General features: G+C 65.9%; 21 protein-coding genes. 12 read left to right on the top strand and 9 right to left on the bottom strand.

All coding sequences use genetic code 11. The features are described 5' to 3' along the window. Window positions 1-175: 175 nt before the first annotated feature. Complete coding sequence (locus C477_RS20400) at window positions 176-1,270, top strand: GNAT family N-acetyltransferase (protein WP_008896458.1); 1,095 nt, start codon at window positions 176-178, stop codon at window positions 1,268-1,270. Window positions 1,271-1,362: 92 nt separating this feature from the next. After that, window positions 1,363-2,319, top strand: a complete 957-nt coding sequence (locus C477_RS20395) for a TIGR03557 family F420-dependent LLM class oxidoreductase (RefSeq protein ID WP_008896457.1) — start codon at window positions 1,363-1,365, stop codon at window positions 2,317-2,319. Between the two features lie 40 nt (window positions 2,320-2,359). Here C477_RS20395 and C477_RS20390 read toward each other — a convergent pair whose 3' ends face one another. Then, complete coding sequence (locus tag C477_RS20390; RefSeq protein WP_008896456.1) at window positions 2,360-3,985, bottom strand: potassium channel family protein; 1,626 nt, start codon at window positions 3,983-3,985, stop codon at window positions 2,360-2,362. A gap of 229 nt (window positions 3,986-4,214) precedes the next feature. Continuing rightward, on the bottom strand, window positions 4,215-5,324 hold the full coding sequence (locus C477_RS20385) for an NADH dehydrogenase (RefSeq protein ID WP_008896455.1): 1,110 nt from the start codon (window positions 5,322-5,324) through the stop codon (window positions 4,215-4,217). A gap of 263 nt (window positions 5,325-5,587) precedes the next feature. Between C477_RS20385 and C477_RS20380 the strand changes: the two genes are divergently transcribed. The 4 genes from C477_RS20380 to C477_RS20365 all read left to right on the top strand — a co-directional run bounded on the left by C477_RS20380 (window position 5,588) and on the right by C477_RS20365 (window position 9,255). Continuing rightward, entirely contained in the window at window positions 5,588-6,154 is a 567-nt protein-coding gene (locus tag C477_RS20380) for a helix-turn-helix domain-containing protein (RefSeq protein WP_008896454.1), read from the top strand. A gap of 101 nt (window positions 6,155-6,255) precedes the next feature. Further along, complete coding sequence (locus tag C477_RS20375; protein ID WP_008896453.1) at window positions 6,256-7,245, top strand: aldo/keto reductase; 990 nt, start codon at window positions 6,256-6,258, stop codon at window positions 7,243-7,245. Window positions 7,246-7,353: 108 nt separating this feature from the next. Beyond that, window positions 7,354-8,142, top strand: coding sequence for a DUF6498-containing protein (locus tag C477_RS24630; RefSeq protein ID WP_275040491.1), 789 nt, complete (start codon window positions 7,354-7,356; stop codon window positions 8,140-8,142). Window positions 8,143-8,250: 108 nt separating this feature from the next. Beyond that, window positions 8,251-9,255, top strand: coding sequence for an aldo/keto reductase (locus C477_RS20365; RefSeq protein WP_008896451.1), 1,005 nt, complete (start codon window positions 8,251-8,253; stop codon window positions 9,253-9,255). A 95-nt stretch (window positions 9,256-9,350) separates the two neighbouring features. Here the strand turns inward: C477_RS20365 and C477_RS20360 are convergent, their stop codons facing one another. After that, entirely contained in the window at window positions 9,351-10,799 is a 1,449-nt protein-coding gene (locus C477_RS20360) for a heme o synthase (protein WP_008896450.1), read from the bottom strand. A 162-nt stretch (window positions 10,800-10,961) separates the two neighbouring features. Here C477_RS20360 and C477_RS20355 point away from each other — a divergent pair, with 162 nt between their 5' ends. Then, a complete protein-coding gene (locus C477_RS20355; protein WP_008896449.1) occupies window positions 10,962-11,276 on the top strand; it encodes a DUF7410 domain-containing protein in 315 nt (104 codons plus the stop codon). A 70-nt stretch (window positions 11,277-11,346) separates the two neighbouring features. Here C477_RS20355 and C477_RS20350 read toward each other — a convergent pair whose 3' ends face one another. Continuing rightward, the gene (locus C477_RS20350) at window positions 11,347-11,658 is read right to left on the bottom strand and encodes a DUF7111 family protein (protein WP_049914716.1); all 312 of its coding nucleotides are present in this window, start codon (window positions 11,656-11,658) and stop codon (window positions 11,347-11,349) included. A gap of 129 nt (window positions 11,659-11,787) precedes the next feature. On the opposite strand from C477_RS20350, the gene C477_RS20345 reads away from it, so the two are divergent. The 3 genes from C477_RS20345 (at window position 11,788) to C477_RS20335 (ending at window position 14,234) form a co-directional block, all read left to right on the top strand. Beyond that, window positions 11,788-12,714 (top strand): DUF3267 domain-containing protein, encoded by a 927-nt coding sequence (locus tag C477_RS20345; protein ID WP_008896447.1) that lies wholly within the window; start codon window positions 11,788-11,790, stop codon window positions 12,712-12,714. 53 nt (window positions 12,715-12,767) lie between these two features. After that, on the top strand, window positions 12,768-13,067 hold the full coding sequence (locus C477_RS20340) for a PadR family transcriptional regulator (RefSeq protein ID WP_049914724.1): 300 nt from the start codon (window positions 12,768-12,770) through the stop codon (window positions 13,065-13,067). A gap of 522 nt (window positions 13,068-13,589) precedes the next feature. Next, window positions 13,590-14,234, top strand: coding sequence for a DUF7344 domain-containing protein (locus C477_RS20335; RefSeq protein ID WP_008896445.1), 645 nt, complete (start codon window positions 13,590-13,592; stop codon window positions 14,232-14,234). Window positions 14,235-14,295: 61 nt separating this feature from the next. On the opposite strand, the gene C477_RS20330 is transcribed toward C477_RS20335, so the two are convergent. The 3 genes from C477_RS20330 to C477_RS20320 form a co-directional block, all read right to left on the bottom strand. Continuing rightward, window positions 14,296-15,441 carry an acyl-CoA dehydrogenase gene (locus tag C477_RS20330; RefSeq protein ID WP_008896444.1) on the bottom strand — a complete coding sequence of 382 codons (1,146 nt, stop codon included), beginning with the start codon at window positions 15,439-15,441 and terminating at the stop codon, window positions 14,296-14,298. Window positions 15,442-15,596: 155 nt separating this feature from the next. Then, window positions 15,597-17,249, bottom strand: a complete 1,653-nt coding sequence (locus C477_RS20325; RefSeq protein ID WP_049914715.1) for a long-chain fatty acid--CoA ligase — start codon at window positions 17,247-17,249, stop codon at window positions 15,597-15,599. Window positions 17,250-17,628: 379 nt separating this feature from the next. Further along, window positions 17,629-18,270: an SDR family oxidoreductase gene (locus tag C477_RS20320; RefSeq protein WP_008896442.1), complete on the bottom strand. Its 642-nt coding sequence runs from the start codon at window positions 18,268-18,270 to the stop codon at window positions 17,629-17,631. A 177-nt stretch (window positions 18,271-18,447) separates the two neighbouring features. Here C477_RS20320 and C477_RS20315 point away from each other — a divergent pair, with 177 nt between their 5' ends. After that, a complete protein-coding gene (locus C477_RS20315) occupies window positions 18,448-19,494 on the top strand; it encodes a phytoene/squalene synthase family protein (RefSeq protein WP_008896441.1) in 1,047 nt (348 codons plus the stop codon). 117 nt (window positions 19,495-19,611) lie between these two features. On the opposite strand, the gene C477_RS20310 is transcribed toward C477_RS20315, so the two are convergent. Then, on the bottom strand, window positions 19,612-19,869 hold the full coding sequence (locus C477_RS20310) for a DUF5789 family protein (RefSeq protein WP_008896440.1): 258 nt from the start codon (window positions 19,867-19,869) through the stop codon (window positions 19,612-19,614). A 237-nt stretch (window positions 19,870-20,106) separates the two neighbouring features. Then, complete coding sequence (locus C477_RS20305; RefSeq protein ID WP_008896439.1) at window positions 20,107-21,408, bottom strand: hypothetical protein; 1,302 nt, start codon at window positions 21,406-21,408, stop codon at window positions 20,107-20,109. Between the two features lie 448 nt (window positions 21,409-21,856). Here C477_RS20305 and C477_RS20300 point away from each other — a divergent pair, with 448 nt between their 5' ends. Then, a complete protein-coding gene (locus tag C477_RS20300) occupies window positions 21,857-22,837 on the top strand; it encodes a PQQ-binding-like beta-propeller repeat protein (RefSeq protein WP_008896438.1) in 981 nt (326 codons plus the stop codon). Window positions 22,838-22,908 lie beyond the last annotated feature (71 nt).

Raw genomic sequence — 22,908 nt, 5'->3', positions numbered from 1 at the left:
AAGCTGTTGTCGTCTGTATCTCGCAGCGAACCGCGGTCGCGTCGACGGGTTCGAGCCGCGCTAACGAGATATGACGGATTTATCCGGCATATCGGCACCGTACACGAAACGGGGGAGGGAACGGGGTCGGCCATCCCTCCGCATAACGAAGGGCAGCTCCGTCGATCTGTAGCCGATGGCGGGGCAGGGACAATCGGAGCGCATCGACGAGTACAGGGTGAGAGCGTACGAGCAAGGGGACCGGAACGGCGTCCTCTCGTTGCTCGAGACCGAGTGGGGACACCGACCCGGTCGCGACTGGTTCGAGTGGAAGTACGTCGACGATCCGTACCTCTCGCACGTCCCGATCACGCTCGCCGAGCGAGACGGCGAGATCGTCGCCGTGCAGGGGTACATCCCCTGCCGGCTCCGCCGCGGTCAGCGCACCGTCCTGGCGCTCAAACCGGTCGACGCGGTCGTCCACCCGGATCACCGTCGCAACGGGCTCTACTCTCGGATCACCGAACGCGGAATCCGTCGCTACCGGCAGCGGGAGTCGGCGCTGTTCTTCAACTTCCCGAACGCTGCCTCGCTCGGCGCACAGGAGCAACTCGGCTGGTCCGAAGTAGCGGTCGTGCCGATGTACTACAGGGTACACCGGCCCGGCGAACTGCTTCCGGACGGGCCGGCCGCCGGGTCGGTCGGGCGAGCGGCCGACGCCGTTACGCGAACCGGACTCCGTCTCTGCGATCGGTTCTCGCCGGCGGACGGGGCGTACGATGTCGAGCGATACGCGTCGCCGCCCGCCGACCGCCTCGAGTCGATCTACGAGACGCGGGTTCCCCGGGCGTTCCACGCCCTTCGCGAGGCGAAGTACTACCGGTGGCTCTTCGACGCGCCGACGCTGGAGCACACCGCGTACGTGGCCACCCGCGACGACCGCCCCGTCGCCGCGCTCGTCACGCGGTCCGGCGGTGAGGACGGTGCGATCGTCTTCGATTCGCTGCCGCTGGCGTCCCATCACGACGCGTTCGCCGACCTGCTCGCAGCGGTCGTCGCCGACAACGAGGGTGCTGACGTGCTGTCGGTGACCGACGGGACCCTCTCACCGGCGCTGCTCGCCCGATTCGGCTTCGTCAGTTACGAACTACCGCTCGTCTCGCGGTTCTGTCATCCCACGTATATGGCGGTTCGACCCCTCGCGAACGGGGACGACGGCGGGCGGTTCTCGCGGCGCGCGCTCGCCGATCCGGAGAACTGGTGTATTTCTTTCCTCGAGGTGAAAGACTAGAATCGTCTACGCCGTCGCAAGCGCCGTCCGTCGCGACTTCTTGCCCTCGCAGGGTCAACCGTTACCCGCCGATTCGTGGTAGCGCTCCGGGAATGCCTCAGATCGGTTACACCCTCTCGAGCGAGGAGCACGGCCCGAACGAGCTCGTCGATATCGCCCGCCGCGCCGAGGAAGCGGGGTTCGACTTCCTCTCCATCTCGGATCACTTCCACCCGTGGGTCTCAGCGCAGGGCGAGTCCCCGTTCGTCTGGTCGACCCTGGGCGCAATCGCCACCGAGACCGACGACATCGAGGTCGGCGTCGGCGTCACCTGCCCCACGATTCGGATCCACCCGGTCAACGTCGCCCACGCCGTCGCGACGGTCGACGAACTGTTTGGCGACCGCTTCACCTTCGGCGTCGGCACCGGCGAGAACTTGAACGAGCACGTCACCGGCGAGCGCTGGCCGGAACACGACGTCCGCCTCGAGATGTTAGACGAGGCGATGGACGTCATGCGCGACCTCTGGACGGGCGAGACGACGAGCCACCACGGCGAACACTACACGGTCGAGAACGCCCGGCTCTACACCGTTCCCGACGAACAGCCGACGACGATCGCCAGCGCGTTCGGTCCCCAGACCGCGAAGTGGACCGCCGACAACGCCGACGGCCTCTGGTGTTCCGGCCCGAAGGGAGCGCCCGTCGAGGCCTACGAGGACGCCGGCGGCGACGGCCCCAAATACACGCAACTGCACGGCTGCTACGCCGACAGCGAGGAGGCGGCGATCGAGACGATCTACGAGCAGTGGCCAAACGGCTCGATTCCGGGCGAACTCGGTCAGGAGCTGCCGACGCCGGCCCACTTCGAGCAGGCCGCCCAGATGGTCGAGAAGGAGGACATCGCCGAGGCCGGGACGACGACCGAACCGGACGCGCAGGCCCACATCGACAGCATCGAGGAAGCCGTCGACGCCGGCTACGACCACGTTTACTTCCACCAGATCGGGGACGAACAGGAGAAGGCGATCGAGTTCTACGAGGAGGACGTGCTGCCGTCGTTCCGGTAGGCTCGCGGCGGGCGTAGGGGCCAGCGCGTTCGCGGCGGACTCAGCAGGCCAGCGCGACGAACCGGTTGATCGCGTCGTCGTCGCCGGCGACGATCAACACGTCGTCCGCGTTGACGACGAACTCCGGGCCGAGATCGGTCAGCAGTTCGCCGTCGCGCTCGACGGCGACGACGGTACAGCCGGTCCGCGCCCGCAGGTCGACCTCCCCGAGGCTCTGCCCGGCGATCTGGGGCGCGGTCGTTCGGACGAGTTCGAACTGCGTCTCGGGCGTGAGGATCTCCTCGTCCTCGATCAGCACGGAGGCGAGCATCCGACCGGTCACCGTCGACAGCGAGAGGACGTACTCCGCGCCGGCGCGGTAGAGTTTCGGGATGTTCTCCGTCTCGTTGGCCCGCGCGATGATCTCGATATCCGGGGCGACCTGTTTGAGGACCAGCGCCGCGTAGATCGTCGTCGCGTCGTCGTTGACGGTCAGCAGGACCGAACGGGCCTCGTCCGCGCCGGCGGTCTCGAGGACGTCCTCGTCGGTGATGCTGCCGGTGATATCCACGCCGGGTTGGTCCGCGAGGTCGACGACGGTGGTCGAGACGCCGTTGCCCGCCAGCGTCTCCACCGCGGTCCGGCCGACGACGCCGTAGCCGCCGACGATCACGTTTTCCGGCCGGCGCTCCAGCGTCGAGACCGTCCGCGCTTTCAGTTCCGTGAGGTCGTCGCGACGGCCCGCGACGAGCAGGATCGTGTTGCCGTCGATTCGGTGATCGGGGCCGGGAACGGGGACGAACTCGCCGTTGAACCACGCGCCGATGACGGTGATCCCCATCCGGTCGCGGATCCCCGACTCCGCGACCGTCCGGCCGACGAGGTCGCTGTCGTCCTGGACAAGCAGCTCGGTCACCGAGAGGTCCTCGCTGAGTTCGATCGTGTCGCGGAGTTCGGCCGACAGCGTCGTCGTCGCCTTCGTCGCGAGGCTCTGGCCGAGCACCCGCCGCGGGCGGACGGTCTCGTCGGCGCCCGCGTAGCGGTGGTAGCTCGCGACGTCCTCGTCCTCGACCACGCTGACGATCGTGAGATCGCTCGAGAGTTCCCGGGCGGTGAGGATCACGACCGCGTTGGTCTCGTCGTCGACGTCGGTGACGAGCGACTTCGCCTCGCCGGCGTTGGCCGCGCGGAGCGTCTCCTCCTGGTCGAGTTCGCCGTAGATGGCCTCGGTCCCGTCGTTGGTGAGATCGACGACGAGTTCAGGGTCGTCGTCGACGAAGACGTACGGGATGTTCGCCGCCTCGAGTTCGTCCGCGAGCACGTCCGACCGCGGCGAGTAGCCGCAGATGACGACGTGGTCGGTGAGGTCGGTCGACTCCGGCGGCCGGTCCTGCAGGGCCTGCTGGAACAGCGGGACGACCAGCAGCGGCAAGGCGAGAAAGACGAGCAGGACCCCAGTGAGGTTCATCCCCACGACGAAGAGGTTCATCGCGGTGCTGTCCCAGCCCGCGTCACCGCCGAAGCCCGCGGTCGTCAGCGACTCGATGACGATCTGGAGCGCCTGCGCGAACGTCTTCGTCTCGCCTTCGAAGGCGGCCATCCCGAGCTGATAGAGCCACGCGTAGACGACGACGAGCGCGAAGACGGCGCCCAGCGAGAGCGCGAGCCGGCGCCACCAGTAATTCATTGGAAAACCGTGCCCGTTGCGCCCCTATGTAACTTCTCAACTCTCTCCGTATCGTCCGCTGACCGTCGCAAGGGAGGTTCACGCTCGATGCCGGCTACGATCCGTCTACGTCCGCCGGATCGGCGACGAACAGGAGAAGCTGATCGAGTTCTGCGAGGAAGACATCTCGCTGCCGTTCCGGGGAGAGGGCGCCAGCGTACGAGTCTAGGATAGAGATCGCGGCGGCTCGCTACACTCTCGAGTGGGATTCGATCTCGATACCCGACTCGGACACCGCCGTCACCTCGCCGGCGATGGACGCGTGCTGTGGGTTACTGATCCCGTCAGAACTGGGGCTCGCGATCCGGTCGCCGACGTCGACCCGATCGCCGACCGCGACGATCGGCACGGCCGGTTCGACGACGTCCGGGTCCGGGTTCGTCGCGAGCGGAACCCGGACGCGGGACGGTTCGATCGTCGCGGTCGGCTCGGTTTCAGCCTCCCGATCGCTCCACTCGTACGTCTCGAGCACGTCGATTCGGCCCTCGCCGTACGTGTTTTCCGCGACGGTTCCCTCGTCGAGGACGAGCAGGCAGTTCGTGTGCTTGCGGACGCCGTACTCCTCGAGTGCCGAATCGATCGGGAAACACCAGCCCGGTCCGCCGTCGGCGATCACCGTGTCCGCGGGGAGCGCGTCGGGCGGACAGTCGGTCGCGCACAGGAGTTCGCTCGCGGGCGTGCCGATCGGCACCTCGAGGAATCGATCCCGCGGCACGTCGCCGCTGACGTGGACGTACTTGTGGGTTACTGGCTCACCGTCGGTGAACGCCCGAGAGATATTGGACAGGGTCTCGGTGTTCTGGACGAGCCAGCCGTGATCGGTCGGCAGCTCGGTTCCGATAACCGTGCCGTCGACTGTCTTGAGCAGGACGCTCTCCATCCCGTACTGGTACTCGTTCTCCGTGTAGGCGAACACGACGCCCGATTCCACGTCCCTGTCGAGGGGGAGTTCATCCGGCCGAATCACCGTGCCAGCGGTCTCGGCCTCGAGGGCCCGAACGTACTCGTCGCGATCCTTCCACTTCGCGCTGACAACGATCAGATCGAACGCCTGCTCGAGCAGCGCGTCGAACAGCGCAGCGAACGTCTTCGCGCGGGTCTTTCCGAGCCACTTGTCGATGTAGTAGTTCGGTTCGCTCTCCTGGTGGTTCACCAGGAGGGAATCGACCGCGTCGAGGTTCGTCCACTTCGCGTAGGACGGAAAGCCGGCGCCGCCCGCGCCCGCGACGCCGGCCGCCCGGATCAGGTCGCTCCCCTCGGTTCGAACGTCCGGCCACGCCGCGTCGCGAGTCGACCGCATACGTGGTGTCGTCATGACACGCGGAGAATCGTCCGGAACGATCGTTCGACTTGCTCCGCACCTATGAGGGCCGTTTATACCACCTCGCAGCGGTGTTCGATCCGCCGTCCGACGGTCCGTCGAGACGGTAGCTTTGTAGGCGCCAGCGGACGTATCTCGAGCAGCGAAATGCGCTATCTCGAGGTGACCCTGCAGCGACCGCCGGCCGAGCAACATCCGATGCACCAGTTCATCGTCGAACAGAGGGGTATACCGCATCGAGGTTGCTCTACGGCCACCAGTACGGCGACGAGTACGCGATGCTGTTCTACATCGACGGGCCGCGAGTCCCCTACGAGCCCGCCCTCGAGGACGCACCCACAGTGCTCGACTACAAGCTCGCACCGTGTCGCGACGATTCCTTCTACCTGTACGTGCGGGAGTCGCTGACAGGGGCCGACCGAACGTTCGTGGACGCGGTCGAACAACCGGGGCTGATCATCATCCCGCCGGTGGAGTTCCGCGCCGACGGGACGATACGACTGACGGCGGTCGGTCCCGACGAGGCGATCCAGACGGCGGTCGACGACGTGGCCGATACGGCGCGCGTCGACGTCCGCTCGATCGGGACGTACTGCGCCGGCCGAATCGACACGCGGGCGGATTTGACCCAGCGCCAGTTCGAAGCCGTTTCCGCGGCCGTCGACTGCGGCTACTACCACACGACCCGGGACGGGTCCCTCGAGGACGTTGCGGATCGGCTGGACTGCTCGAGCGGGACGGCAGGGGAGTTGCTCCGGCGGGCCGAACGAACGGTCATGGAAGGGCTCGTCCACGGCGGGCCGTTCTGAGAGCGACGGTCCGTCGAAGCATCGCCGCGGGGTCGCGGGATCGAACCGTCCGGATTGCCCCGAAGGCAAGGCATACCCGAGACTATCCGCATCGGACACACATGAACCATCGACGGCTCGGTTCGACCGGAGACGACGTCTCGGAGGTCGGCCTCGGCACCTGGAACATCGGCGGCGATTGGGGCGACGTCGACGACGAAACCGGCCGCGAGGTCGTTCGCGCCGCCCTCGAGGCGGACGTCGACTTCATCGACACGGCGGACGTCTACGGCGACGGCCGCAGCGAGCGCCACATCGGTCACGTGCTCGACGAGCGCGACGCCCACGACGACGTCTTCGTCGCGACGAAGGCCGGCCGACGACTCGATCCCCACGAGGCCGAGCGGTACGACTACGAGAACATCTCCGAGTTCGTCGCTCGGAGCCAGGAGTACCTCAACGAGGAGACGCTGGACCTCCTGCAACTGCACTGTCCGCCCACGGAAGCGTACTACCAGCCCGAGACGTTCGACGCCCTCGAGCGGCTCAAATCGGAGGGCGAGATCGCCCACGCGGGCGTCAGCGTCGAGACGGTCGAGGAAGCCCTGAAGGCCATCGAGTACGACGTCGTCGAGACGGTCCAGATCATCTTCAATCCGTTCCGCCAGCGCCCGAACGAGCTGTTCTTCGAGCAGGCCAAGCGGAACGATATCGGCGTCATCGTCCGCGTTCCCTACGCCTCGGGCCTGCTGACGGGCGCGCTCGAGCGCGATCAGGAGTTCGCCGAGAACGACCACCGCAACTTCAACCGCGAGGGCGAGGCCTTCGACGTCGGCGAGACGTTCGCGGGCGTCCCCTACGAGACGGGCCACGACGCCGTCGAGGCGCTCGAGCCCCACGTTCCCGATGATCTCTCGACGGCCGAGTTCACGCTCCGCTGGATCGTAGACCACGAGGCGGTCTCGACGGTCATCCCCGGCACGACATCGCCGGACCACGTCCGCTCGAACGCCGCGGTCTCGGACCTCGAGCCGCTCTCGAATCGGGCCCACGGCGCGGCTCGAGACGTCTACGAGGAGCACGTCGCGGAGCACGTCCACCACCGCTGGTAGCGCCGCGATCGATCGGACAGCGACACCGGGACACCGGATAGAACTATTTCGATGTCCGGCTCCAATCCGATCCGTTATTAGGTTATGCTCAACGTTTGATAGATAAGCGTGGTCGAATCGAAAACGGGCCGTCGAACAGGAACACTACTGCTCTTCGTTGTGAACACGTTGCCGATCGCGGGACTGATCGGCTTCGGCTGGCGGCCGTTTCAAGCACTGTTCGTCTACTGGGTCGAAATCGGCGTAACGCTTCTCGGATACTACGTCGTCGTGTTGTTCGGACAGCGAGATTCCAAACCTGAGCAAAAAGGCGGCGGATCGTATCCCGGGCCGGTTCCACTCCCCGTACCCGATGGAACCTTCAGACCGATTCGATCGCTGCCGCCGCTTCGGTACCGGAACGCGCGGTATATCCCAGCTAGCGTCCCTCTCGTCGCGATCGTCTGGTTTCTTCTCTCGCGTGCATTTTTGGATTTCCCGAACACCGGGGTCGTGATCGAGGGGCGACCCACTGTGGAATCGATCGGTGGGTACATCGCGATATCGTACACACCCGAGGGGCTCGCGACCGCCGCGATCGCCTCGGTGATCCAGCTGTCCGTACTCGGTCGCGACTTCCTCTCTCGGCGACTCGTCGATCGGTACTCCGCGGCGATGCTGGCGGAACTGCCGATTCGCATCGTCGGCGTCTGGTTCGTCGTGTTGCTGCTGCTGGTCCCTGTCTATGCCGGAACGATAGTATTTGATAGTGGACGTGGCGTTGTCGGCTGGGGCTTTTTCCTCTTGCTCCTCGGAGCGAAACTCGCCATTGATCTGGCCCTCCTTCGCCTGCGGTACGAACCGAACCCAGGGCTGTTTACCCGACTGTTCGTCCCGAACACGCGCGAAACAGAGTAGGCTCCTGCAAATGGATCGCGGCCGTCCGAGTGTGGACCGCGGCGATTGAACCGCTCGCGGTTCGCCGCTTCCCCATCCGTTTTGCCGTTCGCGCCGAAACCGCCGCGCATGGAGTACACGACCCTCGGTAACACGGGCACGACCGTCTCGAGACTGTGTTTCGGCACTTGGCGCTTCGCGAAGGAGAGCGGCGGCACCGTCGAGACAGACCGCGAGGAGGCCCACGACCTGCTCGACGCGGCGTGGGAGCGGGGCATCAACTTCATCGACACCGCGAACGTCTACGGCGATCCCAACGGCACCAGCGAGGAGTGGATCGGCGAGTGGCTCGCGGACCGCGATATTCACCGCGAGGACGTCGTCATCGCCTCGAAGGTCTACTTCCCCTTCGACGGGCGGGGCGAACCCGGCCCGAACGACTCCGGGCTCGGCCGCAAGCACATCCGCGCCCAGATCGAGGGGACCCTCGATCGACTGGGGACGGACTACCTCGATTGCTACTACATCCACCGCTGGGACGAGGACACGCCGATCAGGGAGACCATGCAGACGCTCACCGAGCTCGTCCGCGAGGGGAAGGTCCGCTACCTCGGCGCCTCGACGATGGCCGCCTGGCAGCTGACGAAGGCGCTATGGACCAGCGACGTCGAGGGCCTCGAGCGGTTCGACGTCACCCAGCCGATGGTCAACGCGGCCCAGTACGACGAGGTCGGCGACTTCCTCGACGTCTGCGCCGACCAGGACCTGGCCGTCTGCCCCTACTCGCCGCTTGCGGGCGGCTTCCTGACCGGCAAGTACGACCGCGCCGAGGACGGTTCCGTCGAGGCGCCCGACGGCTCTCGCGGCAGTTTAGACGAGATGTTCGACGACTACTACGCGACCGAGCAGGCCTGGGACGTCCTCGAGGCCGTCGAGTCCGTCGCCGACGAAGTCGACGCCTCTCCGGCCCAAGTTTCGCTGCGCTGGCTGATGGATCAGGATCGTTTCACCTGCGTCCCGATCGTCGGTGCGCGAACGCCCGAGCAACTCGAGGAGAACGTCGGCGCGGTCGAGGTCGATCTCAGCGACGAACAGTTCGAGCGGATCGACGCGGCCCGCGGGAGCGACGAGTAGGTCGAAGCACTCGTCGTTTCGAGTGCGGACCGTCGCGAACACTTTTCGTTGTTTCGAGTACGGCCAAAAACGTCTCGAACCGCCGGTCGGCGTTCTCAGAACAGCGAGCCGGTGAGCACGAGCGCGTCGACCAGCACCGCGACGAGGACGGCCCCGAGGAAGGCGTTCGAGGCGTGGAACGCCCGGAACGCTGCGGCCTCGGTCTGCTCGAAGTGGAGACGGACGGCGGCCCAGAGGAAGATCCCGCCGAAGACCGCGACCGTGGCGGCGTACAGCGCGCCGAGGTCGGTAATCCAGGCCAGCGCGACCGTGCTCACGAGCGTCGCCGCGAGGTAGTAGATGATCTGCTTTCGCGTCTCGGTCTCGCCGCGGACGACGGGCATCATCGGGAACCCGCCGCGGGCGTAGTCGTCCTTGTACGCCAGCGCGAGGTTGTAGAAGTGCGCCGGCGTCCAGAGGAAGATCACGCCCGCGAGCGCCAGCCCCGGGAGCCCGATCTCGTTGGTGACCGCGGCCCAGCCGATCAGCGCCGGGAGCGCGCCCGCGGCCCCGCCGATGACTGTGTTCTGGACGGTGTTCGGTTTGAGGACGAGGGTGTAGACGACGCTGTAGAAGATGATCGCCGCGAGGCCGAGCGCGGCCGCCAGCCGGTTGATCGTCAGGAAGACGGAAAGCGAGGCGACGGTCAACAGTCCGCCGAAGGCTAAGGCGTTGCGAACGGGAATCAGGTCGGTCGCCAGCGGGCGATCCGACGTGCGGGACATCTTCCGGTCGACGTCGCGCTCGAGGACGTGGTTGAACGTCCCCGAAGCGCCGATGGCGAGGACGCCGCCGCCGAGCGTCGCCAGAATGGTGTAGCGGTCGAGCGACGGGCCGGCGGCCAGCGCCATCCCCGCGGCGGCGACCAGACAGAGCAGCCACATCAGCCGCGGTTTCATCATTTTGAAATATGCAAAGGCGGTGAGCCGGGCTCGAGCGAGCCCGCCCTCGGGAAGAGTGCGGTCGCCGCCGGCCGCACCCTCGCTGACCGCTCCCTCCTCGAGCGGTTCGGGGTCGATCATGTCGTCGTCGCTGCCGGTGGCGAGTTCGAGATCCCAGGCGAGCGCGAGGACGACCGTCCCGAAGATCACGAGGCCGAGCGTGAGGTGAAGGCCGGGGACGATCGCCGCGGGGCCGGACATCGCCGTCGCGGCGCCGACGCCGACCTGTACCACGTAGAGGGCGGCGCCGAGGACGATTGCCGCCGTGACGCGCCGCGAGACGTCACCGAGGACGGCGGTGACGGCCGTCGCGGCGACGAGCAGGCCGACGACGACGGCCGCGATCCGGTGGCCCCACGCGACGACGAGTTGGGTCTGACTCAGCGGATCGACGGGTGCGTGACAGGTCGGCCAGGTCGAACACGCCGCGGTCGCGTTTGTCAACGAGGTCGTCGCGCCGACGATCAACAGGAGGTAGACCCCCAGCGCGGTCGCTGTCAGTAGTGCGGAGAAGCGCTGTCGAGTGCCGATCGGACGGGGAAACGACGCTGATTCGGTTGCCACGGCTATTCTCGTCTACACCGTTCGACTCCGCGTATTTATCGTTCCCGCTTCGTCCCGCTTCTCGGGAATGCGATCGCGGGCAGACGACGCCTGATCGCCTTCGAGTCGCGATCGCTGAAACGAAAGCGGAGAGCAATACGTGACGGTCGCGTAGGGGACGGTGTGCACCCGACCGATCGATCGCGGTCGACCGCCGATACCGACGGCGGAGCCGCGAGCCACGCGGAGATCGACCTCCAGGGCGACGAGCCGGCCGCACGGTGTCCCTACTGCGACCGGGCGTTTCGCGAGCGACGCCTCGAGGCGCTCCACCGAGGCTACGACCACCCGGATCGGCTCTCCGACCGCGAACGGGCCGCGTTCGAGCGGGCCTACCTCGAAGAACGGCCGACGGTGCGACGGGTCCGGCTGCTCGCGCTGGGCACGGTGGTGCTCGGCTACTTCGGGCTGCTGTTCGTCTACGCCATCGTCCTCTGAGTTCGTTCACGCCGACCGGCGGATCGACTCGCGGAGCGCCGGCACGACGGGGAGACGGCGCCCGGCGCGGTCACATCCCCATGTCGTCGGCCGCCGTGGGCACCGGCAGGTCGTGGGGGGCGACGCCGAGCAACTCCGCGGCGTGGTCTAAGGCCATGTCGAACCCGTAGTAGCGCTCGAGTTCGTCGCCGTCGGCCGTCGGTCGCACCTTCAGCATGGCGTAGCCCTCGATATTCTGGGCGATCGTGGCGGTCGCACCCGGGCGGGCCGCCGCGGCGTCATCGGTGACCTCGAACGCGAGGCGGCGTTCCGACTCGGTCTCCGTGTACGTCGCCCTGATCCCCTGTTCCGCGGCGGTTCGGTCGTCGGTCTCGTCGCTCATGTCGGCCACTCGCGGGTCGAGGACCGGGAAGCTATCGGTTTCCCTCGCGGTCGCCGCGCCCGAAGCGGGTCGAATCGCTCGAGCGCGGGAATCGGTACCGATTTTTCGGTCCCGCGAGAGGCTCCGGTCGTGAACCGGACGGAGCCTCGCGAGTCCCCACGCCTGATCGCGACGTTCCGACGCACGCGGTCGGTCGCCGTCCAGTGGGTCGTCGTCTCTACGGTCGGCTTTTTCGGCTTCGCCTACCTGTTCGGTCACGTCCGCGCGGCGATTCTGGGCACGTCGCTCGAGCCGATCGTCGTCCCGGTGTTCGCGCCGCCGGACGCGCTGCCCTGGCTCGTCGCCTCCGTCGGTCTCGTCGCGCTGATCGTCGTCCCCCACGAACTGCTCCACGGCGTCTTCATGGCCCGCTACGGCGGCGACGTCGGCTACGGAGTCGACGTCGCGTACTTCGTCCTCCCGTACGCCTACGCGAAGACCGACGGGACGAGCTACACGCGCAACCAGTTGCTCGTCGCCCTGCTGGCGCCGTTCGTCGGCATCACGGCCGTCGGGCTGGTGGCGATGGTCGTCCGCCCCTCGCCGCTGGTGATCGTTCCGCTGGCGGCCAACGCCGCGGGATCGATCGGCGACCTCCGGATGGCCGGCGTCCTCCTGCAGTATCCCGCGGACGTCCGCGTCGGTCCCCTTCCCGACGGCGACGTGCAGGGGTTCGGGATCTACGGCTCGCATTCCACGCCCGCCGAGGACGGCCGCCGGCCGGGAATGCGATTCCTCTCGCGGATCGTCGTCGGCGCCGTCGGGACGCTGGCGCTGCTCGCGACCGCGCTCGTCGCGACGGTGTTCGTCTCGCTGGCCGTCGGCTCGGGGACCGTCGTGATCGGCGAGCCCGGAACCCGGTGGTTCCTCTTCCGTCACGAACTCGCCTCCGGAGCGGGGGCGGTCCTCCTCGAGTTCGGAACCGCCGCGGGACTCGCCGCCGCGGTCGCCGGCGGACTCGCGTGGGCGGGGATCCGGGAGTGTTATCGCGTCTTCGTCCTCGATCGGATCGATTGACGGCCGCGACCGGAACCGTAACGCTCGAGCGTTCGCGATCCCAGGACCGGGATATGAGCAAGTGGCTCCGGAGCGGCCGCCGCCGCGACATCTGTTTCCTGCTGGCCGGGTCCGAGGACGGCGAACTGCGCAGCCAGCAGCTGAAATCGCGCCTCGAGTCCCACTACGACGAACACCTCGAGCCGAAGTCGTTCTACGGCTCGCTGTCGGCGCTCGAGGACGCGGGCTTCGTCGAGAAACACACCGAAGGGCTGTACGACGTTTACGCGCTCACTGAGGCCGGCGAGCGGCGGGTCCGAGACCACTACGAGTGGGTTCGGGACTGTCTCGAAGGCGACGACTCGGGCGAGTAGCCCGTTCGGTCGCCCTCGTTCGACGCTGACTCGTCGGCGGATGTCTGTCACTGACGGTCGAAACCGGGTGGCTGCGGTCGGCGTTGCGCTCGTCTTGTTTTTCTCTACGACGCAGTTCGTTCTGAGTCGACGTCGTCCCCTCGCTGACCGCGACCGTCGGCGGAGTCGTCGGAGGAATAGCGCGGAATATCTCTCTCCAGTAATAGGGTTCAGGCAACACTATCTTATAGAATTATTTAACCAATAACACTCCGAAATAAGATAATTTTGGATATGAAATACAGGCTAGATTTAATTCCTATCCGACGAAACATAGACTCTGGGGAAGAGACAAGTTCGAACGGCTGAATTCTGAACGATACTGCTAACGCACGCCTCCGACGCCGAGACGTCGGTCGGAAATCTATTAGTGATCGCGGACGATCGGCAACATACTATATTCAATTGCGGACCTGTGTATGAATGATTTCACAAATCGGTAGGGAAGGCTTATGTTTGGTCAAATTCCTTCTCAATTACGGAATGGTGCGAAACGTAGGACGTCGATCCCGCCCTTCGATAGAGTCCTCCGGGGATTCACGATCCGACGAGCCGCGCGAACTCTCTCAGGACGAGATCTTCCACATCCTCCAGACGAATCGCAGACGAGACGTAATCGCCTATCTGCTGGACAGAACGGAAACGGACTCCGTCAAGATGCGCGACATCGCCGAACTCGTCGCGGCGAAAGAAAACGAGACGACCGTCGAAAACCTGACCTCGACCCAGCGCCAGCGCGTCTACATCCCGCTGTACCAGAGCCACCTACCGAAACTGGACGAGGAAGGGATCATCGAGTACGACAAACCCCGCGGCATCGTTCACCCGACCGATCGACTCGAGATCTTTCGCCCGTATCTCGACGCGGCGAACGCTACCGCCGGCGACGACCGGCCGACCGACGGCGCCCCTCACGGATCAGTTGCGCGTTCGAACAGCGAGTACTACGTCGGGGCGATCGGCGCGGGCATCGGCCTGCTAGCGGCCTCCGCGTCCGGTTTGCTTCCGATTTCCGGACTGCTTCTCGCGGCGATCACCGTCGCGCTGTTCGGTCTGGCTCACATCGCTGCGACGCTCGCCGTCCCCCATTCGACCGACGGCGCCGACGAAAGTCGCCCGCTCTACTGACGGGAAAAGTCTGAGCAGACGGCCGTACGAGAGGGTACACGCTCGGCGATCGCCGGTCGTCTTACTCCTCGAGCAGCTGGTCGCCGATCGTGTTCCGCAGCACCTCGCTGGTGCCCTCGTAGATCTCGTTGAGCTTGGCGTCGCGGTAGAACCGCTGGGCGGCGAAGTCCTTGGTGTAGCCGTAGCCGCCGTGAATCTGGATCCCCTCGTTGGCGACCTCGCGACTCACCTCGGAGGCGTGCAGTTTGGCCTGGGAGGCGTCTTTGATGTAGTTCTCGCCGCGGATCTTCTTGTCCGCGGCTTTGTGCATGAGCATCTTGGCGGCCTGGATCTTGGTGTCCATGTCGGCCAGCTTGTGCTTGATCGACTGGAACTCGCCGATGGGCTGGCCGAACTGCTCGCGCTCGTTGGCGTAGTCGCGGGCCTCCTCGAAGGCCGCGCGGGCGATGCCGACCCCGCGGGCCGCGATGGTGATGCGGCCGCCGTTGAGCGTCTTCAGCGCGTGGACGAAGCCCTCACCTTCCTCGCCGAGTCGGCGCGATTCCGGAATCCGGAGATCGTCGAATCGGAGTTCCGCGGTCGGACAGCCCTTGTCGCCCAGCTTGTCTTCCGTGCCCTCGACGATGAAGCCGTCGTCCGCCTCGGGTCGGACGATAAAGGAGGAGATGCCCTTGTTGCCCGCGTCGGGATCGGTCTTCGCGAAGAGAGTGACCGTGTCGGCGACGGAGCCATTCGAGATCCAGAGCTTGCCGCCGTTGATCACGTACTCGTCGCCGTCCTTCTCGGCGACGGTGTCCATCGCCGGTACGTCGCTACCGGCCCCCGCCTCCGAGAGCGCGAACGCGCCGATATCTCGACCCTCTGCCAGCGGCGTCAGGTACTCCTCCTTCTGGGCGTCGTCGCCGAACTCGTAGAGCATGTTCCCGGCCAGCGACGTGTGGGCGGCGACGATCGTACCGAGACCGCCCGAACCGCGTGAGATCTCCTCGAGGCCGATCGCGTAGGAGTGGTAGTCAAGTCCGGCGCCGCCGTACTCCTCGGGGAAGGGCATCCCCATCAGCCCCAGTTCGGCCATCTCGTTCACGAGATCGGCGGGGAACTCGTCGTCGTGGTCGATTTCCTGGGCGACAGGGACGACCTCCTCGTCGACGAACTCCGAGACCATATCGCGAATCTGTTGCTGCTCGGCTGAGAGCGCAAAGTCCATAAACGATAATACGATTCCGTCCCTTTATTGTTCACTCTTTCGTCTCGGGTGTAGTCCAGTACACCTTCGAGGGCCACGAAACGGGTCCGCGTCCGCGTGGTCCGGCGACGGTCGCGGTCTCCGCGTCTGGACGAACGAATTGGATCGCGGTCGTTTCAGTTGCGATCCGGGGCGGCGTCTTCGGGAACCTGTCCCTCGACAAGAGACTGCTCGCCGTACTCCTCGCGGATGTCCTTCTTCGAGAACTTGCCCGTCGCCGTCTTAGGGACTTCCTCGATGAACTCGATCTCGTCCGGCAGCCACCACTTGGGATACTCGTCGGCGAGCAGGTCGTTGATTTCGGCGACGATCGTCTCCCGATCGGCGCCCTCCGTAGGAACGATGAACGCGACCGGTCGCTCCTGCCAGCGCTCGTGTGGAACGCCGACGACGGCCGCCTCGGCGACGTCGTCGTGAGCCATGATCGCGTTCTCGAGTTCGACCGACGAGATCCACTCGCCGCCGGACTTGATCACATCTTTCTCCCGGTCGACGATCTTGATGTAGCCGTCCTCGTCGACGGTGACGACGTCACCGGTCTTGAGCCAACCGTCCTCGAAGTCCGCTTCGTTGGCCTCGGGGCGCTTGAAGTACTCCGTCGTCACCCACGGACCGCGGATCCACAACTCGCCGAAGTCTTCGCCGTTCCAGGCGACTTCGTTACCGTCGTCGTCGATGACCTTGAACTCGAGGCCTGGAACCACGAGTCCCTGTTTGCTGCGCTTTTCGACCTGCGTATCGTAGTCGGCGTCCCGCAGATCGGCTTTGAGGTGAGACACCGAGCCGATCGGTGCCATCTCGGTCATCCCCCAGGCGTGAAGCACTTCGACGCCCTGCGTGTCGAACCACTCGACCATCGATTTCGGCGCTGCCGATCCGCCGACGATCACGGTATCGAGCGTCGAGAGGTCCACCTGATTCTCCGAACAGTACTCCATCAGCCCGAGCCAGACGGTCGGAACGCCCGCGCTGATGGTCACACCTTCGTTTTCGATGAGGGTCGCGAGGTCTTCGGGATCCGGAGAGGGGCCGGGGAAGACCTGTTTGGAACCGCCCGCCGTCGCCGTAAACGGCATCCCCCAGGCGTTGACGTGGAACATCGGCACGACGGGCATAACGACATCGTCGTCGGCCATCGGGATCCCCTGTGGCGTCTGGGACGCCATCGTGTGGCTCCAGAGCATCTGTTGGGTGTATTCGACGCCCTTCGGGTCGCCAGTCGTTCCCGAGGTGTAGCACATCCCCGCAGGTTGTTCCTCGTCAACGTCGGGCCAATCGTACTCGCTCTCGTGGCCCTCGATGAACGACTCGTAGGGCGTCGCCTCGAGATCATCGGACTCCTCGCTTCCCATGACGACGAAATCGACGTCGTCGAACTCGTCGTCGGCGTCGGCGACCGCGCCCGCGAGTTTCGGGGCGAGCGACTGATCGACGAAGATCAGTTCGTCGTCGGCGTCGGCGACGATATACTGAATGTGGGCGTCGGGGAGCAACGGATTGATCGTGTGGAGCTGGGCGCCGATCGACGGCACGGCGAAGTAGGTCTCGAAATGACGCGAGTGATTCCAGCAGAACGTCCCAACTCGGTCGCCGCTCTCGATCCCGTATTCGTCGAGGGCGTTCGCGAGTTGGCTGGTTCGATCCTCGTACTCGCCGTAGGTGTATCGTTGCATTCCGTCGTGATTTCGGGAGACGATCTCTGTATCAGCGTATAGCTTACTCGCACGCCACAAAAACGGTCGAAGTGTCTGGTCTGTTCCTGCCGGCATATTCACTACGATAATCATGAACAACACATCACTCTTTCCATACGACCATCGTCGACGACGCTGAACAGTGCCCGTTCACGCGGCCGAAAGGCCGACGTGGAGCTATAGTAGCCACTGAAACGAATTATACACCGATCGCGAAGCCGTCCTGCGATCGAGTGTGCAGTGACTTTCAGTGGCTACTATCGGCTGTGCGAGCAGTACTGTGGCGGAGCGCCTCCATAAGGCGGAGTCGGGGGTCGTCCGAAGGTGTTGCGACCGCTGCGGGATAGTCGTGTCTACAGGCGGAGCAAGCCGAGTGCCCCGGATGAGAGACTGGGGTCTCTCGAACCGCTTGACTCCGAGGCGGCCGACGGGACCGCTCGAGTCCGATCGTCCGTCATCGCGGAGCGATCGTCTCGAGGGCCTCCTCGATCGGTTCGTCGCCCGAGAGGAGTTCGAACGTCTCGCCGATGAGTTCGTCGTGCTCGAGCGCGACCACGAGCGTCCGGGCGACATCCTCTCGGGGGATGTCGCCGGCGTCCAGCCCGATGTCGTCGCCGACTTTGACCGTCCCGGTGCCGGAGTCGGTCGTCAGTTCGCCCGGCCGGACGGTCGTCTCCTGCAGATCGCTCTGGCGGAGGTACTCGTCGGCCTCGGCCTTGGCGATCAGGTAGTCCTCGAGGGCGTCAGGGCCCGACTCCGGGTCGTCGGCGCCCATCGAACTGAGCATGACGAATCGGTCGACGCCCGCGTCTTCGGCGGCGTCGATCAGGTTGATCGCGCCGTCGCGGTCGACGCCGTAGACGTCCTCGCCGCCCGAGCCGGCGGCGAAGACGATCGCGTCGCAGCCCTCGACCGCGTCCGCGACGTCCTCGGTCAGATCCGCGACGACGGGATCGCCGCCCAGTGCTTCCATCTCGTCGGTCTGGTCCGGATCGCGAACCATCGCTCGAGCGGTGTCGCCGCGCTCGGCGAGCAGTTCGATGACGTGCTGTCCGACCTGTCCGTGTGCGCCGGCGACGAGTACGGTCCGAGTCACGACCGCGCTTTGGCCGCGCGGCGGGAAACGAGTTGCGGCGGGAACTGCCGGGCCGCCGGCGCGCTCTCGCCGCCCCTCTCCCGTCCCCGGGTTTGGACGCCGACGTTCACGTCGACCGGAAGAACACGCCGCGACCGGGGTGTTTTTCCCGGGAGAGGTCGAAATGGACTCGAGTAGATGACCACGGGCCAGCCCGAACCTCCAACTGACGCCGACCTGGAGTGGTGTTACGACGCGGTTCACGGCGTTTCGCGGACCTTTTCGATAACGATCGATCGGCTCGAGGAGCCGATGGCGAGACACATCTGTCTGGGATACCTCCTTTGTCGGGTCGCCGACACGATCGAAGATGCGGGACACATTCCGCCGGAAACGCAGACGGAATTGCTCACCGAATACGATCGCGTGCTCGATCCGGACGCCGACCGGACCGTCTCGGAGTTCATGGCCGACGTCGAGCCGTGGCTCCCCGAGGAACGCAGCGACGACTGGGAGGTCGTCGCCCAGACGCCGCGGGTGCTGGGGACCTTCGAGTCGCTTGCCGACGAGCCCCGCGAGATCATGCGCGAACCGGTTCGGGAACTCGTCGACGGCATGGCGATGTTCACCGACCGCTACGCCACCGAGGGCGGACTGCGCTTACAGACCGTCGAGGAACTCGAGGAGTACTGCTGGTACGCCGCTGGCACCGTCGGGACGCTGATCACCGGGCTGGTCGCCCGCGGCACCTCTCGAGAGCGGGCCGACGAGATGCGAGAGAACGCCCGTTCGTTCGCCCTCCTCTTGCAACTGGTCAACATCGCGAAGGACGTCGAGGACGACTACCACGAGGAGAACAACGTCTACCTCCCCGCCGAGTGGCTCGCGGCGGAGGACGTCGACGTCGAGGCGGTCACCGACGAGGCCCACCACGGTGGCGTCACGAACGTCATCAAGCGGGTGACAGGCCGCGCCGAGCGCTACCTCGACGACGCCCAGCGGTACCTCGAGGTCGTCCCCGAACACCACGGTAACCGGCTCTCCGCGTGGGCGATCCCCTACCTGCTGGCCGTCGGGACGCTCCGCGAACTGCGCGAGCGCCCCGAGGACGTCGTCCGCGAGGGCGACGTGAAGGTCTCTCGTGCCGAGGTCTTCGCGTTGCTCCAGCAGTTCGAAGACGGCGTCTCGCGGTCGAACCTGGCCGAACTGCGCAAGGAGATGGCGGAGAAACCGTTACACCACTGACCGCTTCGCTCGGTCGTCGATTTCGCACGCGTCCAACGGCGCGACGCGTTCCTCGAGTGTCCGTCCGATGTCGCCGAGTTCGACGGCGAGTTCGGCGCCGATATCGTTCCGTCCCCGCTATCCTTCCCCTTCGGACTGGTAGGGCTCGCCGACGGCGTGGCGGGGGAGGAGGTTGAACACTTCCGATTCCAGATCGTCCATCGACGAGAACTCGTCGCCTCCCGACTCGGCGACGAGGTCGCCGAGGTTCTCCTCGCCGTCGGCCAGGACCAGCGTCACGTCGTCGCACTGGTCGGCGGCCGCGTCCCGGGAGATCGGGTAGTCGAGTTCCTCGAGCACCGGCTCGATGTTGTTTAGGTGAACACTTCGACCCATGACAGGCCCTTCGACGCCGGTCCGCTTACAGCTACGCATGCGTCAGTTATCGGGATGATCCGTGCGAACGACTCGATCGTCCCTTTCCGAACATCGGACACCGGCGCGTAATCGAGGACTGGCATCGTGCCGGAACGCGACTCGAGGTCCGCCTCCGTCCGTTGCTGTCCGTTTCGATCCTCACTTCGGTCCATTTTGTCGTCCGCTTCTGCCGATTTCGATTCCGCCCTCGCGCCGTCAGTCGACGCCGAACGCGAGCCGTCGGCCGAGCAGCGCGAGCGGGTAGCCGAAGGCGGCGACGGCCGCGACCCACGGCAACAGGAGGAGGCCGTACAGAGCCGGTCCGTAGCCGAACGCGGAGACGGGCGCGACGCTCGCGATCGCGACGATCGGCGCGACCGCGGCGCCCACGACGAGCGCGACCGGGAACCGCCCGCGCTCGGCGACGTACCCGATCGGAAGGCAGAGCGCGGTGGCCGCGCCGAAACAAAGCGGGATCGCGTACACCGGCGGGCCGGCGAGCAGGAGGGCGACCCCGCCGGCGACGCCCGTCGCGAGGAGCGACAGTCCGACGAGTCCGCGGGTCTCGAGCCGACGGCCGAGGCGGCGCGCCCCGCTCCCCAGCAGGGCGTATCCGACCCCGAGCGAGGCCAGCGCGACGGCGCCCGGCGCGAGGCCGGCGTCGGTCGCGGCCGCGCCGACGACGAGGAAGCCTGCCGCCCCGACGGCGCCGACGGCCGCGATCAGTCGCTCGAGCGTCGCGGCGTCGAACGCGGCGATTCCCAGGTCGGTTCGACAGACCGCGACGCCGACGAATCCGACGAGGAGGCCGAGCGCGGCGCCGCCGCGCACCCCGTGCTCGAGGGCCGTCGGACCGATCTCGAGGCCGATCGTGGCATAGCCGGCCGCCGCTCCGAGCACGCCGCCGCTGCCGTAGGTGACGTACGTCTGCCCGTCGAACTCGGCGTCGTCCGTCCACGTCGCGGTATTCTCGTCCACCGTGGCGTCCGGGACGCGGTTCGTGATTTCCGTCCCCCTGGGCGCGTGGATCGTCACGCGCTCGGCCGTCCGGCCGTAGCGAGCGTTCGACGTTCCGAGAGCGAAGTAATCGACGATCCAGGCGTCGCCGACGCCCTGTCTGGCGACGTCATCGACGGCGTACTCGACGACCACCGTATCCCCCTCGAGCGTCGATTCGACGGCGCCGACGTCGCCCTCGGCCACGTGATAGGGCGTCCACGCGTCGTCGACCGCCGCCTCGAGGGCGCTCTCGTTGGTCCGGTATCGGTCGGCGGCCGAGGAGTCGACGGGGACGCGGGCCCGCCAGAGGGAATCGCCGCGTTCGTCGACGTGGATATCGAGCGTCCCCGCCCCGGTCGCGCCGTCGATCCCCGTCCCGTCGGTCCCCGTTTCGTCAGTCACGTCGGAGCCACAGACCCCGCAGAGTTGCGTCGGCGGCGGTGCGCCCGCGACGGCGGCGATTCCCGCGAGGCTGACGAGACAGAGGAGGGCGACGATGACGGGGCGGGAGGCGCGCATATTTTCCATATTCGAATATAAGATATAAAAACATTGAGGTGGATCGAACGGGGGTTCGACCGGTGGTCGCGGTCCGGAGTCGCGGCGACAGGAAGTAGGAGCTCAAGTAGATAGTATTATGAAATGTTTTTAGCGCTGATTGGATTATCGTAATACGATGGTCTCCGGCCGGAACTATACGCTCTCTCGTCGCCAGCTACTGGCAGCCAGCGGTTTCTGTTTGGGAGTCGGCGCACTCGGCGGATACGCCTACGGGTCGAATTTTTTTCGCGATGACGGCTGTACTCCCACACCAGTTGACGTGTCGCCGCTGGACTGGCCGCTCCCTGACTACGACGGATCGAACACTCGCGCAGTCCGGTCCGAAAGCGCACCTGCGCCCGGCCTGACCGAACGGTAGAGCGTCGATAGCGAACACCCCGGACAACCCGTCGCGATCAACGGATCCGTGTTCGTCGCGGGGCTCCTCGCGCCTGATTTCGTCACTTCGTACGATCTGTACACCGGCGACGAACAGTGGACGGAACCGATCGCGTCGGGAAGCAGTCTCTCCCTGATGGCGGGCGGCGATTCCCTGTTTTTCGGGCAAGGTGGCGACGACGGAGAGAGCGTCTCGAGGGCGATCGCCACGGCTAACGGGAGCGAACAGTGGACCAGCGACGTGAGCAGTGACCGCGTCATAGCGGCGCTCGAGGCGGGGCTGCTCGTCTTCTACGGTTCTCGGGACCTGATCGGTGTCGACGCTCACACCGGCGAGGAGTGTTGGCAGAAGAGCCTCGAAAGAGGCGTCTGGTCGACCGTCTTGTACGCCGATGATACTGTCGTGTTGAACACCGGCACCGACGGTGACCTTCTCTTCCTCGACGCTGAGACGGGCGAGCGCCGCCGAGAGACGAATGTCTCCCGGCACTTTCACCCGAACGAGAAGGACCTCAACGATGGGATTCGAGGCCGTATCGTGGCCGGAAGCGAACGCCTCTTCTGCCACACGTTCGGCGGATTGCTGATCGCCCTCGATGCGGAGACCGGCGAAACGGACTGGGTGACGCCGGAGACGCACCCGGAGATATCCGGGAATACTGCACCTCCGGGGCTCGAACCGGCCGCCTTCTCGAGCGACGCCCTGCTAGTCGTCAACTCCGATAGAACGTCTGAGTCCGACAGCCTGCACGCGATCGATCCGACGACGGGACGCGAACAGTGGGCGTTCGAACCCGACGCGGACGAAGACGCATCCGTTCGTTCGGTGGCAGTGGCCGGAGAAACGGTGTTCCTCCTGGTGATGGAAGAACTCGTTCTCGTCGATCTCGCGAGCGGAGACGTCCTCGAGCGTCACGACTTCGACGACTACGTTCAGTCGGTCACCCTCGTCGATGGCATCTGTCTCGTCGCCACCGCCGAGGGAATCGTCGCGTTCGAAAACGAGTGATTGCGGTACGGTCAGTGACAGTGGATCGGAGACCGTTTCTGCAGCTCTCTCGAGACCGCTGGTCCGTCCAT

This window comes from Haloterrigena salina JCM 13891 (assembly GCF_000337495.1).
GTDB lineage: Archaea > Halobacteriota > Halobacteria > Halobacteriales > Natrialbaceae > Haloterrigena > Haloterrigena salina.
The sequence above is the reverse complement of the archived record's forward strand: the minus strand, read 5'-3'. Positions and strand labels throughout refer to the sequence as shown.